This is a genomic window from Streptomyces sp. AgN23 (assembly GCF_001598115.1).
Lineage (GTDB): Bacteria > Actinomycetota > Actinomycetes > Streptomycetales > Streptomycetaceae > Streptomyces > Streptomyces antimycoticus.
The window spans coordinates 2,510,858-2,525,208 of sequence record NZ_CP007153.1; the positions used below are offsets into that span (position 1 = coordinate 2,510,858).

A 14,351-nucleotide genomic window follows, 5' to 3' on the forward strand; every position below is an offset into this window, starting at 1 on the left:
TACCGCCTACGACCTGCAGCGACGCATTTCTGAACGGCACAAGGTGGGCGGTGACACCCAGGACGTGAACGCGCCGGGTGGCGATCTCCATGACGAAGAAGACATAGAGACGTCTGAGGAAGACGGTCTCTACGTGCATGAAATCGCAAGCGAGCAACGTGTGAGCCTGTGAACGGAGGAAGGAACGCCAGGTCTGCTGGCTTGCTCGCTGCGGTGCGGGCGGTAGACCGAAGCGGCGCAGAACGCGTCGGATAGTCGCAGCGGCGACCCGATGACCAAGCCGACGCAACTCCCCTTGGATTCTGACATACCCCCAGGTCGGGTTCTCTCTCGCCAGGCGCTGGATGAGCGCAACTGTCTCTTCCGGCAATGGTGGACGACCGGACCTGACCGCCGTCTGGCGCCACTTCCAGCGCACCAGACGGCGGTGTCAGGCCAGCAGGGTGCCCGGAGTGACCAGCCGATGGCGACGTAAGACGGGTGGCAGATGCCGTGAGAGGGCGGAGAGCACGGCACGATCGGCCCATGACAGCCGCGGCCGCTGGACCTGCCGGCGAAGCACGGCGACCTCATGACGAAGCGCGAGGATCTCGGCGTTGTTCGCGGCGGTCGAGCGGCCCACCAGGAGGAGGCAGCCCAGCAGTCGGCAGAAGATCAGGTACAGCAGTCGCAGACCCACGATCACTGATCACGCCCATACTTGGACGACCGTAAAGCCCCAGGTCAAGTACCGTACGGCAATGAAGACACCCTTCACGCTGCCATCCGCAGGCCGCCGTCAGCCTCGGCCCCGTCCGCACGGTGGAGTGGCTGTGCGGGGCCCGCGAGATAGACGAGCTGGCCGTGCGTCCCGACGCCCGGGGCACCGGCCTCGCCGCCGGGCTGCTGGAGGCGGTCACCGCGGACGCGCCCGACGGCCGCTCCTGGCTGCTCACCTCCGTCCAATCAGGACGGGCCATGTCCTTCTACCGCCGCCAGGGCTGGACCCAGGCCACCCATCCCGCTCCCGGCGGCAAGGGCATCGGTCTTCCTCGGCCCCGGCCACCCCGCCCGGCACCTGGCCGTCCCACCCCTGTAAGCATCCGGAGCCCCACCTTGCGCACCGCCGAGATCCGCCGCCGCTTCCTCGACTTCTTCGCCGGGCGCGGCCACACCATCGTGCCCAGCGCCCCGTTGCCGACGCCCGACCCGACGCTGCTGTTCGTCAACGCGGGCATGGTCCCCTTCAAGCCGTATCTGACCGGCGACGCACAGGCCCCCTGGCCACGCGCGACGAGCGTGCAGAAATGATGCGCACCCTGGACGTCGAGGAGGTCAGCCGTACCACCCGGCACGGCTCCTTCTTCCAGATGAACGGCAACTTCTCCTTCGGCGACTACTTCAAGGAAGAGGCGATCGCCTTCGCCTGGGAGCGGTCCACCGCCCCGGTCACCGACGGCGGCTACGGCCTGGACCCGGCCCGGATCTGGGTCACCGTCCACCACAGTGACGACGAGGCCCGCGCCCTGTGGCGGCGCGTCGCCGGTCTGCCGGACGAGCGGATCGTGGCGCGCGGCGGCGAGGACAAGTTCTGGTCGATGGGCGTGCCCGGCCCGCGCGGCCCCTGCTCCGAGCTGTACTACGACCGCGGCCCCGCGCTCGGACGCGCGGGCGGCCCGGCCGTCGACGAGGACCGCTACATGGAGTTCTGGAACCTCGTCTTCATGAGTCACGAACGCCTTCCGCTCCACCCTCCGCCAGGGCCGTCCTGGACACGGCGGTCGCCCAGGTGAAGGCGGACAGCGGGCATCAACTGCCCGGCGCCCAGGCGTTCCAGGTGGGGCAGCGAAGAAGTCGGGGCAGCCTTGTGTGGTCCAGTGGTATCGGACCTGACCGGCTAGTCCCTGCCCGCCTGCTCGAAGCGGTGTCCCGCCTCCGCGAGACCCTTTGACACGGCCTCGGCGAACGCGGCGATCGACTCATTGTGGCGGCTCGGCACCCACACCACGGACGTCTGCCACGCCAGCGCTGTCCCGTTCAGCGGTCGCCACACCAATCCCTCGGCGAGCGGGGAGGACGGGGCCTCGTTGAGGTGGATGCCGCGGCCGGCGAGTACCAGGCCGTGGACGAAGTTCGGGTTGCGTGCGTGGCGGATGGAGCCCGGGAGGTACCCCTCGTCGCGGCAGATGGTCAGCATGTGGTCGTACAGGCGCGGGGCCATCACCCGGGGAAAGATCACCAGCGGCGCCCCGTTCAGGTCGCGCAGCCGCACGGGACCGTCGTCCGCCGCGGCGGCGTGGTCGGCGTGCAGCACCACGCCCAGCTCCCGTCGGGCGACAGGGCCGGATTCGAGGCCCACGGTGTCGGAGGGGTGGCGCACGACACCGGCGTCGAGTTCGCCCTCCCGCAGCCGCGCCAACTGCTCGTCGGTCGTGAACTCGTGGATGTCGATCAATACGTCCGGCGCCCGTAGGGCGAACTCGGCGATCAGGGTGCGCAGCACCCGCGGGTCGGTGTCCGGCGGCACGCCGGCCCGGAGCACGCCCGCCTCGCCGGGTCTGATCCTGCGCATCGCGTCCCGGGCATTCTCGACCCCGGCGAGCACTGGCCGTACGTGCTCCAGGAGCAGGGCGCCAGCTTCAGTGAGCTGGACGCGGTGCCGGGTGCGGTCGAAGAGCCGGACGTTCAACTCCCGCTCCAGGTCCTGGATGCGCTGCGAGAGCGGTGGCTGGGCCATGTGCAGCCGCTCCGCGGCCCGGCCGAAGTGCAGTTCGTCGGCTAGTACGGCGAAGTACCGCAGGTGACGGAACTCCATGGGCGAACCATATCACTGCGATATCACAGTCAGTCCCCATTGGTGTTGGCTGGATCACATCAACGCCTGTTTGCATGGCTGCTCACGGGACGTCTACCACCGGACGCCAACCCGTCACTCTCCCGCTCCGGCCCCGAATGTGCACCGGTGGCCTCCGTATGCCCCCCGAAAGGCCTGTCCCCATGGCTGAGATCAGCACCGTCGTCGTCACCCGTCACTCGGTGACCTCCCTGCCCGGCGACGTCCACGTCGCCCAGGTCACCCTCAACCGTCCCGACAAGCTCAACGCGTGGACCGGCGAGATGCGCGCCCGGCTCGTCGCGGCGCTGCAGGAAATCGGCCGCGACGAAACGTGTCGCGCGGTCGTGCTCACCGGCGCCGGACGCGCCTTCTGCGCCGGACAGGACCTCGCAGAGACCGCGGCCATCGACCCCGACGACCACGCGGCCGCCGAGGCGTGGATCGACGACTTCGGCCTGCTGTTCCGCACCGTGCGCGCCCTGGACAAGCCGGTCATCGCCGCCGTCAACGGGGTTGCCGCCGGTTCCGGTTTCCAGTTCGCTCTCCTCGCCGACCTGCGCATCGGCCACGCCGACGTCCGGATGGGGCAGCCGGAGGTGCTCTCAGGCATCCCGAGCATCACCGGCATCTGGGCCATGAGCGGCATCCTCGGTCGGGCCAAGACCGCCGAGTTCGCCCTCACCGGCCGACTCGTCGACGGGGCGGAGGCGCAGCGGCTCGGTCTGCTCTCCCTCCTCGTCGACGAGGACCAGGTCAAGGCCGAGGCGCTGGCCGAGGCCGCCCGCCTTGCAGAGTTGCCGACGGGTGCCCTCGCGCTGACCAAGGGCCGGCTCCGCGAACTGGACGACGCCGCTCTCGACGACGCGATCGACGCCGCCAAGAAGGTGCACATCGCCGCTTACGCCACCGGGGAGCCCCAGCGCGAGATGGCCCGATTCCTCGCGGGACGCCGCCGCTGACTCCACCGCATCGGCTATAGCCCCAGGGTTCCGCCGCGCCCGTCCCGCTCCTGCGTACAAGAGGACTTTCATGACGACCACCGCATCGCCGCACCCCGGCGCAGCCCTCTCCGGCGAAGGCGAACAGGCTTACCGCCGCCTCGTCGAAGACCACCAGTGGCATGTTCCAGACCGGTACAATATGGCGGCGGATGTCGCCGACCGTCATCCCGGCAACCGGCTCGCGCTCATCTTCGAGGACCACACCGGCCACCGCGAAGAGGTCCGCTGGCAGCAGATCCAGGACCGTTCGCGGCAGATCGCCGCCCATCTCCATGCGCTCGGCGTGCGCAAGGGCGACCGGGTCTCGGTTCTGCTGCCGCAGCGACCCGACACTCCGGCCACCTACCTGGGCGTCCTGCGCACCGGCGCTGTCCTGGTGACGATGTCCCTGCTGTGGGCCGACGAGCCCATCCGCTTCCGGCTCGCCGACTCCGGCGCCACGGTGCTGATCACCGAGACGGCCGCCCTGGACCGGACGGGGGGATTCGACGGCACCGTCGTGAACGTCGACGATCCGACGATCGCCGCGAACCTGCCGGAGTACGAGACGGTCGACACCGCCGCCGACGACCCGGCCCTGATCTTCTACACCTCCGGCACGACCGGCGAGGCCAAGGGCATCGTGCACGCCCACCGCACACTGCTCGGGCACAACGAGTTCCACTACTGCCACGATCTGCGGCTCGGCGATGTCTTCTACGGCGCCGGTGAGTGGGCCTGGTCCATGGCCAAGCTCATGGGCCCGCTACGGGCGGGCGCCGTGCACCTGGTGTACCGGCCCGCCGGCGGCTTCGACCCGGAAGGGCTGCTGGCGAGCATGGCCCGCAACAAGGTCACCACGGCCCTGGTCAACCCGACGTTCCTGCGTAAGATGAAGCAGGATATCCCGGACGCGGGCAGCCGTTACCCCCAGTCGCTACGGGTGGTGTGCTGCTCGAACGAACCGCTCACCACCGATCTGATCGACTGGTTCCGGGCCGAGTTCGGCGTCACGCCGCTGGACTACTACGGCTCCACCGAGTCCTACCCTCTGCTCGGCAACTTCCCCGGGGTACCGGTCAAGCCCGGCTCCATGGGCCGGCCGCTGCCCGGATGGGACGTCGCGCTGCTGGACGCCGACGGCCAGGAGGTCTCCGTCGGGGAGCCCGGCGAGATCTGTCTGCGGGCCGGATCTAACCCCCAGTTCCCGCTGGGTTACTGGAAGCGGCCCGAGGCCTCCACCGAGTCGTTCGGCGGGACCTGGTACCGGACCAAGGACCGGGCCGTGAGGGACGAGGACGGATACTTCTGGTTCCTCGGCCGCACCGACGACGTCATCAAGACGTCCGGATACCGTGTCGGCCCGTACGAAGTGGAGGCAATCCTGCGACGTCACCCCGCCGTCGCCGACGCCGGAGTCGTGGGCGTTCCCGACCCCGTCCGTGGCCAGGCGGTCAAGGCGTGGATCGAGCTGAACCCCGGCCATGAGCCGGACGAGAGCCTGGCCCAGGACATCACCCGCTTCGCCCGTGCCGCGTACTCCAAGTTCGCCTACCCCCGGCTGATCGAGTTCATCGACGAACTACCCCGCTCGGCCACCGGCAAGATCCAGCGGGCCGCCCTGCGCGCCCGCGACCTCGACTCCGCCGCCCCCGCGGCCGTGACGCCACCCCGGAAGGACGGCCGGACATGACGACCGACAGCCACTCGCCCTCAGTGCCCCCCGTCACCGCCGAGGAGGCCCCCGGCACACCCTCCGTACGCCGAAAGGTCGCCACGGCGACGGCCATCGGCAACTTCGTGGAGTGGTTCGACTCAGGAGCCTACGCCATCATGTCCGCCACGATCGCCGGGCTCTTCTTCCCGCAGTACGACAAGACCGCGGCGCTGCTCGCGACCTGGGCCGTCTTTGCGGGCGGCTTCATCGCCCGACCGATCGGCGCGGCGTTCTTCGGCCGTTACGGCGACCGGATCGGCCGCAATCGCATGTTGGCGCTGAGCGTCCTGTGCATGAGCGGCTCGACGCTCCTCATCGGCCTGTTGCCCAGCTACGCCACACTCGGTGTCGCCGCCCCGATTCTGCTGTTCCTGCTGCGGGCCATGCAGGGCTTTTCCACCGGCGGCGAGTACACCGGCGCCTCGGCGTTCATCATGGAGTACGCGCCGGAAGGCCGCCGTGCCCGGTATGCGAGCGTGGTGCCGCTCACCGTCGGCCTGGCGTCCGTGGCGGGAGCGCTCACCGGGCTCCTGATCACGTCGGCGCTCGACGACGGGGCGCTGCAGAGCTGGGGCTGGCGCATCCCGTTCATCCTGGCCGGTCCGCTCGGAGCCATCGGCCTGTTCCTGCGCAGCCGGATCGACGACACCCCTGTCTTCCGGGCGCTGGAAGGACGCAACAGCGTCCAGGAAGCCCCACTGCGCGAGGCCTGGCGGGTCTGCCGCAGGCAGGTACTGACGCTGTTCGGCTACAGCATCACGAACGCCGTCGGGTACTACCTCATGAGCAGCTACATGATCGCCTACATGTCGGAGGAGGTCGGCTACACCAAATCGGAGGCCATGCTGACGAGCGTGCTGGCCATGCTCGCCTACAGCGCGGCGTGTCCGGTGGCAGCCGCCGCCAGCGACCGGTTCGGCCGCAAGCCAATGCTGCTCGTGGCGTGCGGCGGCTTCGCGGTGACGACATTGCCCGCGTTCTGGCTGATCGGCACCGGGCTGCCGGGAGCCATCACCGGCACGATCGTCCTGGCGGTGCTGGTGTCGATCATCGGTACGTCCAACGTGCCAGCGATGGTCGAGATGTTCCCTGGCCAACTCCGCGCCAGCGGTTCCGCCATCGGCTACACGGCCGCGTACGTGCTCTTCGGCGGCACCGCGCCGTTCGTGGCAACCGGCCTCGTCTCCCTGGCGGGCACCCCACTCGCACCCGGCTTCTACCTGATGGCCCTGGCGGCTGTGTCGGCCCTGGTGGTGCTGTTCTCCTTCCGGGAGACACTGCGGCTGCCGCTGACGCGGACGACTGTGCTGGACAAATAGCGGCGGGTCCGGAACCCCGTGCTCGAAGACCGAATGGTCTCGGGGCACGGGGTTGCCGGGAGACATCAAACGCCCCCGCAGCCGTCGGCCCCGAAGCCCGAAGTCTTGGCGCAAGGCAGTGTCGCGCGTCGACCAGGTACAAGACCGTGCTCCCGCTCACAGACATCCTGCGGACGGCAGTCGGCCGAGCGCCGGCCCCCGCGAGCCAGAGCGCCTTCGCCGTCCGCTGCGTCAAAGCCCGCAGCTCATCCCCATGGTCAGCGGGCCCGCAGGAGGCCGACACTGGCCTACCAGGCCATCAAGCGAATCGACGTCGGCGAGGGCGACACCGCCCTGGTCCACGGGGCCGCCGGGAAGCTGGCCGTCACCGTGAGCCGCTCCTTCCCGCTGGAGTAGGCGGCCGACACCTGGCGGGCGTAGCGTTCCAGAATGGCTTCACCGGACCTGACCTGGGGCAACGTACGTGGCCACCTGGTGTCCAGCATGATCAGTCCTCATGCTGGTACGGCTTACCTACCTGATCGCCACGCGAATCTTCGCGTGGCTGTTCTTGATGTCTCGATCTTCTGCGGCCAAGAATGTAGAGATATTGATCCTGCGGCACGAGCTCGCGGTTCTGCGTCGACAGGTCACCGCGCCCAAGCCCGGCTGGCCGGACCGCGCGCTGCTCGCCGTTCTGACCCGGCTGATCCCCCAAGCCCTGCGCGAACGCCGGATCGTCTCCCCACGCACCCTGCTGGCGTGGCACCGGCGTCTGGTGAAGCAGAAGTGGACGCAGCCGCCGTCTACCGGGCGACCGCCCCTGCCGGAGGAATCCGCAACCTGATCATCCGGCTCGGCACCGAGAATCCTCGATGGGGATTCCGACGCGTGCACGGCGAACCGCGCCGCCTCGGGCACAAGGTCAGCCCCGCCGCCGTCCGTCGGGTGCTGCGTGCCGCCGGTCTCGGTCCCGCGCCGCGTCGCCAGCCGGCGCGCGGTGAGTGGGCGGCGTTCCTTAAAGCCCAGGCCAGCGGCCTGCTCGCCACCGATCTCTTCCATGTCGACACCATCGGCCTGCAGCGGCTCTACGTGCTATTCATCATGGAGGTGCGCACCCGCACCGTTCATATCCTCGGCGTCACCGCCCACCCCAGCGCCGTATGGGCCACTCAGCGGGCCCGGCAGTTTCTGTGGCAACTCGGCGATCGGGCCGCCGAATTCACTCACATCATCCGCGACCGGGATGCGAAGTTCACCGCCACCTTTGACGCCGTGTTCGCCAGTGAGGACATCACCGTGGCCAAGGTCCCTCCACGCAGCCCCAACTGCAACCCACACGCAGAACGCTTCATCCGCTCAGCACGGGAAGAGTGCACCGACCGTGTCCTGCTCTTCGACCGTGGCCACGCCGAGAAGATCCTCCACGACTACGCACACCACTTCAACAGCCACCGACCACACCAAGGCCGAGACCAACTCGCGCCCAGCGACAATCCGAACGTCATCCCCCTGCCTACAGCCCGGATCAAACGCCGACAAGCCGTCGCCAGCCTCATCAACGAGTACCACCGAGCCAGCTGACCATAGGAAAAATCCCAGCTCACAACAGTGAAGCCATTCTGAGGCGCTACGAGGTGGTTCGGTGCTGCCTGAGGGTAGTTGCTGTCGGGACTGGTGGGGGCGGTGCTGGTTGTAGTGCCTGATGTAGGCGGTGAGCACTGCTTGGGCGTGGGCCTCGTCGTAGATGAGGATTCGGTCGAGGATCTCCCGGCGGAGGGTGCCCACGACTCTTTCGCAGATTGCGTTCGCTCTCGGTGCCCGGGGTGGGCTGAGCAGGACCTCCACGTCGTCTGCCTCGAAGACGGCGTCGAAGGACCGGGTGTACTTCGAGGCCCGGTCCCGGAGGAGGAAGCGCAGTGAGTCCATCCGGCAGCCCACTGTCATGGCGAGATTCCTCGCCTGCTGCGTGGTCCACTCGGCGGTGGGGTGGGCGGTAACGCCGGCGAGGTGAACGCGTCGGGTGCCGTGCTCTATAAAGATCAGGGCGTACAGGCGCTTGAGTGACACGGCGTCGAGGTGCAGGAAGTCGGTGGCGATGATGCCGTGGGCCTGGGCGGAGAGGAACTGGCGCCAAGTGGGGCCGGAGCGTTGAGAGGCAGGGTCGATGCCGGCAGCGCGCAGGATCTCCCAGACGGTGGATGGGGCGATCGAGTAGCCGAGGCGGGCGAGCTCGCCCTGTATTCAGCGGTGACCCCAGTTGCTGTTCTCGCGGGCCAAGCGCAGGATGAGCTGCTTGACGGTCGGCGCGGTGGATGATCGGCCAGGGCGGCGGCGGTGCTGGGTGAACGGCACGGAACGGTGGGTGCAGACCTGCAGACACGAGCTCCTGGACCGGACCTTGATCTGGAACCAGCACCACCTCCTCCACGCACTCCGGGAGTTCGAGCAGTTCTACAACACTCATCGGCCCCACCAGGGCATCGCGAACGCCCGGCCCCTGCACCCACTGCTCGCATCGATCACCGATCCGGACCAAATCGCTGGCCTCGACATACGAAGACGCGATCGCCTCGGCGGCATCCTCCATGAATACCGACATGCCGCATGACCTGCATGGAGGAAGTTCTCGGCGAGGACAACGTTAAGCGCCGCTCCCAGGCAAGGTAGTCGTTGTGTTTCGGTCTCGCTGATTGGTCTGATGACGCAGGTCGATGGTCCGCAATGTGGCGGGGAGATCTGCCCGGTAGGGGATCAGGCCGAATCGCCGATGCTTGATGGTGGCCGCCACCGTCACCCGGGCCTGAACGGGAGCACCGGCGGTGGCCTTGACGATCAGCATGAAGGTCTCGTCGCCGATCAGGGGGTGACGGCTGGTCGCCTGGATGCGCCATTCCGGGTCGCTGTCCCTTTCACCCATTCCGATGACGAAAAGATCCTCCCTGCCTTGGCCGGGGGTGAGTTCGAGGGTGGATTCGACGATCGCGAGCTTGGCGCTGAGTCCGATGGTGGTTGCCCTCTCCACCGGGTGGGAGCGCTTCTTGGGAGAGATCGACCAAGCGATCGGCTGTCGGTCCGCAGGCTCATCAGGGGACTCCAGGAGAACGCCGACGGCTGCGTCGGCGAAAGGGTCACCGTTCGCCGGTGGGCGGAAGGCGCACGTGAGGCTGAGAAGGAGATAGTCGCTGTGCGACGCCTCCGCGGTCAGGAAGCCGAGCCATTCCGCCTCGCCCGCGGCTGCTTCCTCCGCCGTCAGTGGGTGGACGACGGCGGTGCTGAGCGATACCCGCCCTTCGATGCGGTGCTGTGGGGCAGGCGACTGCAGCCGGGGCACCTCCACCAGGTCGATCTCCTGGAGCGGGGTCAGGGGTAGTTCCAGATGGGTCACGAGACAGCTCCGTGGTTCGAATCCGAATGACGCCAGTCGCCGATGAAGCAGAACGAGCCCCAGTCCCGGAATGCCGGATGGCGGCCGCGGACTGCCGACTGCGCGGCGCGGAAAGCGGCCCGCCGGTCCGGTGTCTGCGCAAGGCACTCGTAGAGCGTCCCGAAGAACTCGGTCGCTACCTGTGGGTGGACCGGCCATAGGCATCCGATGACGGCCGAGGCGCCGGCGGAGAGGAACGCGGCGGGCAGGCCGCGCAGATTGTCATTGACGTCGAACCGGCCTAGGGCAGATTCGCAGGAACTCATCGTCACGAGTTCGACACCCCGCAGGTCGGCCTGGAGAACGTCGTGGGCCAAGACACGACCGTCGTTGTCCGCATCCGGCGACAGGAACAGGCACTGGTACCACGACGCCCACTCGTTGTGCGCCCCGTGCGCGGCCACGTGGACGTAACGCGCGCCGGCGAGTTCTGTGAGCAGTCGCCGCGGTGTCGCCGCAGTCCCCAGCACCGCGTTTCCGCCCATCGCCACAGCGACCTGGTTGGCGTGTGTTTCCAGGGCGTCCTGAGCAAGGAGACCGTGCCGGGCGGCCCCGGCCGCGGACGCGAAAGCGACGAGCCCACGCCCAGGCGGACGGTGAAGACCGGGCGCCTGCGTGCGGAGGAACCCCAGGCTCGGCACCTGAGTGACGGCCCAGTCCTCGGCGAGGGGACGGCCGTCGACCTCCAGCAGGTGGTAAGGAAGGTAATGCAACGGGCCGTTGGGCCAAATGCACAAATGCCGCTTCCCCTGGGCCCGCCAGCCGTCCAGCGAAGCGGTGAAGCCCGCCAAATGGGGGACGCTGTCCTCCCTGAGCTGCCTTTGTGCCTCACGGCTGACAGGCCGGTACAGCGGGTCCGCGACGATGGCCTGCCGTAGGGCGGCGACGTGAAATGCCACCGGGTGGGCGGAGAGAGAGTGCTCTGCGCGCGTGAAGCGAATGAGCCCGGCTTCGAAGTTCGACAGGAGCACGGTGTGGTGCTCCATATCGTCGCGGGTCACTGCCAGGCCAGACAAAGAGGTCACCGGCGCCTCGGCTCGGTCCCGGCGTGCGTGGCCGAGATACAGCGAGAGCAGCACTGTGTCCTCGGTCAGGAGTGCCTGCAACTCGTCAGGGAACATTATCGGTATGCGGTCCATGCGGCCGGCGGCGAGGAGTTCCTGACTGATCCACCGGTCCGCGGCACGCTGCGTGTTGCGGTGCTCCGTTTCGGCGTCGCTTCCGAGTTCGGACTCGCCGGTGCCCACGTAGAAGAGCATGGACTCTTCGGAGCCCGGCAGTTCGGGCTCGCTCAGCGGTCCGGGCAGCTGTGACTCGTCCGCTCTGATGCGGGCCAGTAGTTGCGAGAGTTGCGCGGAGGGTGCGAACGGGCCGGGCCGTCCGGCGATGACCGTGAAGTCGATTCCCTTGGCAGCTTGGTGAATTGCCATCATCAGGCCGTAGGAGATGGTGGGTCCGCTCAGTTTGAGGATCAGCTGTTGGTACAGATCCCGGAGCTTCCATCCGATGGCTTCGTCGACGCCGCCCCGCAGCCATACAGCGGCGGGGATCAGAGCCGCCACGGCCGCGCCAGCGCTGCTCTCGTCGGCTGCCAGCACACTGCGCAATGCGGCATCGAGGCTGTTCAGCGCCATATCGGTCTGGCCGCACAAGGCATAGGCGGCGAGTGCGTCGGCGAAGTGACGCGTGGCGAGGGCCTCCTGGACCGTCTCCGACATGCGCAGCCCCATGTCGTACGAGAGTGTGCCGTCGAGGTAGTCCAGTGCGGGACCACACCGGCGGCACAGCTCCGGAGCCAGCTCCCGCGCCTCCGCTGTCAGAGCGCGGCCGAGGTGTTCCTCCTCGTTTCCCCGGGCGTGGGCGGCGAGGTGGATGAGGGTCGCCGCGCGTTCCTCGGGGGGCCAGCCCTCTTCGTCCGCGCGGTTGCGGAGCTGACCTGCGGCTTCCTCCACTCGGATCAGCCCTGCGAAGCAGCCCAGGCGATTGTCCGCCAGACAGTGCACCTCGCTGGCCCAGCGGCGACGTCGGTAGGAATCCGTGGGCAGCTCCGGCAGTTCGCGGTCAGCGGCCTCGATCAGCTGCAACTCCAGGTCGGGCCGGCGGGCCTCCTCCGCAAGCGTGAGCGCCTCGGCGAGGACGCTCGCGGCCTCCCGCATCCCCTGTCGGTCCCGGACGGCTGCCAGCGGCAGGGGCAGCACGTCCTGAAGGTTGCCGGGCAGCGAGAGCTCGCCGGACAAGCACAGGATTCTCAGCAGGTATAGATGGGTGAGGGGATCCCGGACCGGGTCCAGCAAGTCGAACGCCTCACGGGCAGCCGCCCGGATCTCCTTGTCATGCGACTCCTGCTTGAGACCGGCGACCATGGACAGGGCTTCAGCCAACGCCTTGAGGACACGCCCTCGCTCGTGCTCGCGCGACAGGTCGGCGGCCTCACGCAGATACCGGACCGCCTCCTCGGCGGCGACCAGTGGAGGGGGCATCTCCGCAGTTTCCGGTGCGACGGAATCGTCGGGGTGGACCAAGCGGTGCCGAGCTTGGCGTTCGCGCCACAGATCATGAGCCGACTCGAAGGACAGTCCCGACATGTTCCCCAGATACGGGCTGACGCGCAGCAGCCCCGCGGCGAACAGCGTCTCCGCGAGTTCGGCGACGTCCTCGGCGCGGCCGCTGTCGCGCAGAACGGCGATCTGTTCGTCCGCCACGGCACAGGCGCGGCTGAAGAGCATCCCGTCGGCCACGTCGATCAGCGCATGTCGTCCTGCTTCGACGTAGGCATCGGCTGCCCACCACCAAGGCGTTCCCTGTCCGGCACCCCAACGAGAGCGCGCGGCCTCCAGAGCGAGGGTCAGTGTCGGCACCGCATCGCGCGGCGTGCCAGCCTGTACGAATCGTAAGGCTCCGAGCACTGCAGAACCCACGGCGGCATCCGAGAGCTCAAGGGACTGATCCTTCACTCGACGTATGGCCTCGCTCTCGGTCACCACCCGCGCCGAGAGCTGTCCAGCAAGGTCGGCCAAGGTTTCGGCCTGGCGCCGGACCGCAGGATCTTCCGGATGGGCTGCTCGCTCGTCCTCGGCCGCAACAGCGTCGTTGGACGACGGAAGCCGCCTGGCCGTCCTGGCACGGGACGTCCACTCAAGAAGAAGCCTCATGACTCTGCTCAGGTTGGCCAGGTACTCCTCGCGACCCGCGCCGTTCGTCAGATCGACCGCCCGGCGCAGCCACCTGGCCGCTTCCCGCAGCATCGGGACGACGCTGTCCTCGTCACCGACTGTCGCTTCCACTGCTTCCGCTCGACGGCCGAGAGCCGAACCGAGTCCAGCCGCCGCACGCGCATACGCAGAGGCGTCCCCGGCAGTGTCCGCGAGAGCGGCCCGACAGACCCTCTCGGCTTGGGTGAGATCCCCGATGTTCCCTGTTACCTCGAAGCGCCGTACGAGGGCATCGGCGAAGGACGCTCCGCGGCTCGCGCGCCGTAGGGCGGACGGCTCCGGGAGAGCGGCCACACTGCCCAGCAGTTCCACGGCGGCATCGGCGTCAGCGCTCCGTTCCACCGCAGGACGGTCGGGAAGAGCTGCGCGGTGTTGGAGCGCGAGGCCGTGGACGGTGTCCCGGTACGAGTTGTCATCGCTGTCGGCGACGGTCTTGATCAGGCTGATCGCCTGGTCGAGGGCAGCGATGTCACCTGTCTCCTCAGCATCGCCGACCAGATCTGCCGCATGTTCCAGCGGGTCGCTCCACGGGTCGTATCCCGTCTCCTCGGCGAGCCGGGGCCACAGCTCACGCGGCACCCGCCGGTGATCGGCCAGGTAAAGCAGACCGAATACACCGATCGCCGTCTCAAGGTCCCGGGCGGCGACGGTGCCGCCCTTCTGCGCCTGGGACCGGGCCCAATAGAACGCGGCAATGGTGTGAAGGACATCGGGATCGGCTTCTTCGGGTCGCCCACCCACCGACGCGAAGAGTTCCGCCGCGACAGCCAAGGCATCGTCTTCGAGTACGCGCCGCGGATCTCCGCCGTCGCCGAACTCCCGTACACGAGCGGCCAGCTCGCTAAGACGCGCATCCTCCACGAATCCCCCCGTCCGTTGGAGTGCCCATCGTAGTGAAGGCG

Annotated in this window: 10 protein-coding genes and 4 pseudogenes; 8 read left to right on the forward strand and 6 right to left on the reverse strand. The window is 68.3% G+C overall.

Annotated elements, in window-relative coordinates; genetic code table 11:
* Positions 1 to 43: 43 nt before the first annotated feature.
* Positions 44 to 679: pseudogene (locus AS97_RS48940) on the reverse strand (helix-turn-helix domain-containing protein); the annotation flags it as partial.
* Positions 680 to 756: 77 nt separating this feature from the next.
* Here AS97_RS48940 and AS97_RS10920 point away from each other — a divergent pair.
* Together AS97_RS10920 and AS97_RS10925 are read left to right on the forward strand one after the other, a co-directional pair.
* Positions 757 to 1,078, forward strand: a pseudogene (locus tag AS97_RS10920) (GNAT family N-acetyltransferase); the annotation flags it as partial.
* A gap of 17 nt (positions 1,079 to 1,095) precedes the next feature.
* Positions 1,096 to 1,718, forward strand: a pseudogene (locus AS97_RS10925) (alanine--tRNA ligase-related protein); the annotation flags it as partial.
* 158 nt (positions 1,719 to 1,876) lie between these two features.
* On the opposite strand, the gene AS97_RS10930 reads toward AS97_RS10925, so the two are convergent.
* Entirely contained in the window at positions 1,877 to 2,794 is a 918-nt protein-coding gene (locus AS97_RS10930; RefSeq protein ID WP_059142687.1) for a LysR substrate-binding domain-containing protein, read from the reverse strand.
* A gap of 182 nt (positions 2,795 to 2,976) precedes the next feature.
* Here AS97_RS10930 and AS97_RS10935 point away from each other — a divergent pair, with 182 nt between their 5' ends.
* The 3 genes from AS97_RS10935 to AS97_RS10945 all read left to right on the forward strand — a co-directional run bounded on the left by AS97_RS10935 (position 2,977) and on the right by AS97_RS10945 (position 6,831).
* Positions 2,977 to 3,774: an enoyl-CoA hydratase/isomerase family protein gene (locus AS97_RS10935; protein WP_210564811.1), complete on the forward strand. Its 798-nt coding sequence runs from the start codon at positions 2,977 to 2,979 to the stop codon at positions 3,772 to 3,774.
* Positions 3,775 to 3,844: 70 nt separating this feature from the next.
* Positions 3,845 to 5,488, forward strand: coding sequence for an AMP-binding protein (locus AS97_RS10940; protein ID WP_210564812.1), 1,644 nt, complete (start codon positions 3,845 to 3,847; stop codon positions 5,486 to 5,488).
* Positions 5,485 to 6,831: an MFS transporter gene (locus AS97_RS10945; protein ID WP_210564813.1), complete on the forward strand. Its 1,347-nt coding sequence runs from the start codon at positions 5,485 to 5,487 to the stop codon at positions 6,829 to 6,831. Before AS97_RS10940 ends, AS97_RS10945 begins: the two co-directional genes overlap by 4 nt.
* A 287-nt stretch (positions 6,832 to 7,118) precedes the next feature.
* On the opposite strand, the gene AS97_RS10950 is transcribed toward AS97_RS10945, so the two are convergent.
* Positions 7,119 to 7,316 carry a hypothetical protein gene (locus tag AS97_RS10950; protein ID WP_086708476.1) on the reverse strand — a complete coding sequence of 66 codons (198 nt, stop codon included), beginning with the start codon at positions 7,314 to 7,316 and terminating at the stop codon, positions 7,119 to 7,121.
* 11 nt (positions 7,317 to 7,327) lie between these two features.
* On the opposite strand from AS97_RS10950, the gene AS97_RS47240 reads away from it, so the two are divergent.
* Positions 7,328 to 7,657: an integrase gene (locus tag AS97_RS47240; protein ID WP_247204325.1), complete on the forward strand. Its 330-nt coding sequence runs from the start codon at positions 7,328 to 7,330 to the stop codon at positions 7,655 to 7,657.
* Between the two features lie 44 nt (positions 7,658 to 7,701).
* Positions 7,702 to 8,394 (forward strand): integrase core domain-containing protein, encoded by a 693-nt coding sequence (locus AS97_RS47245; protein WP_236669837.1) that lies wholly within the window; start codon positions 7,702 to 7,704, stop codon positions 8,392 to 8,394.
* A gap of 72 nt (positions 8,395 to 8,466) precedes the next feature.
* Here the strand turns inward: AS97_RS47245 and AS97_RS10960 are convergent.
* Positions 8,467 to 9,159 (reverse strand): annotated as a pseudogene (locus tag AS97_RS10960) (integrase core domain-containing protein); the annotation flags it as partial.
* Between AS97_RS10960 and AS97_RS10965 the strand changes: the two are divergent.
* Positions 9,107 to 9,421 carry a transposase gene (locus AS97_RS10965; protein ID WP_247204326.1) on the forward strand — a complete coding sequence of 105 codons (315 nt, stop codon included), beginning with the start codon at positions 9,107 to 9,109 and terminating at the stop codon, positions 9,419 to 9,421. The pseudogene AS97_RS10960 and the gene AS97_RS10965 overlap by 53 nt on opposite strands.
* A gap of 33 nt (positions 9,422 to 9,454) precedes the next feature.
* Here the strand turns inward: AS97_RS10965 and AS97_RS10970 are convergent, their stop codons facing one another.
* Both AS97_RS10970 and AS97_RS10975 read right to left on the reverse strand, forming a co-directional pair.
* Positions 9,455 to 10,198 (reverse strand): hypothetical protein, encoded by a 744-nt coding sequence (locus AS97_RS10970; protein WP_210564814.1) that lies wholly within the window; start codon positions 10,196 to 10,198, stop codon positions 9,455 to 9,457.
* Positions 10,195 to 14,310, reverse strand: a complete 4,116-nt coding sequence (locus tag AS97_RS10975; RefSeq protein ID WP_210564815.1) for a CHAT domain-containing protein — start codon at positions 14,308 to 14,310, stop codon at positions 10,195 to 10,197. The genes AS97_RS10970 and AS97_RS10975 overlap by 4 nt, the downstream gene beginning before the upstream one ends.
* Between the last annotated feature and the right edge of the window lie 41 nt (positions 14,311 to 14,351).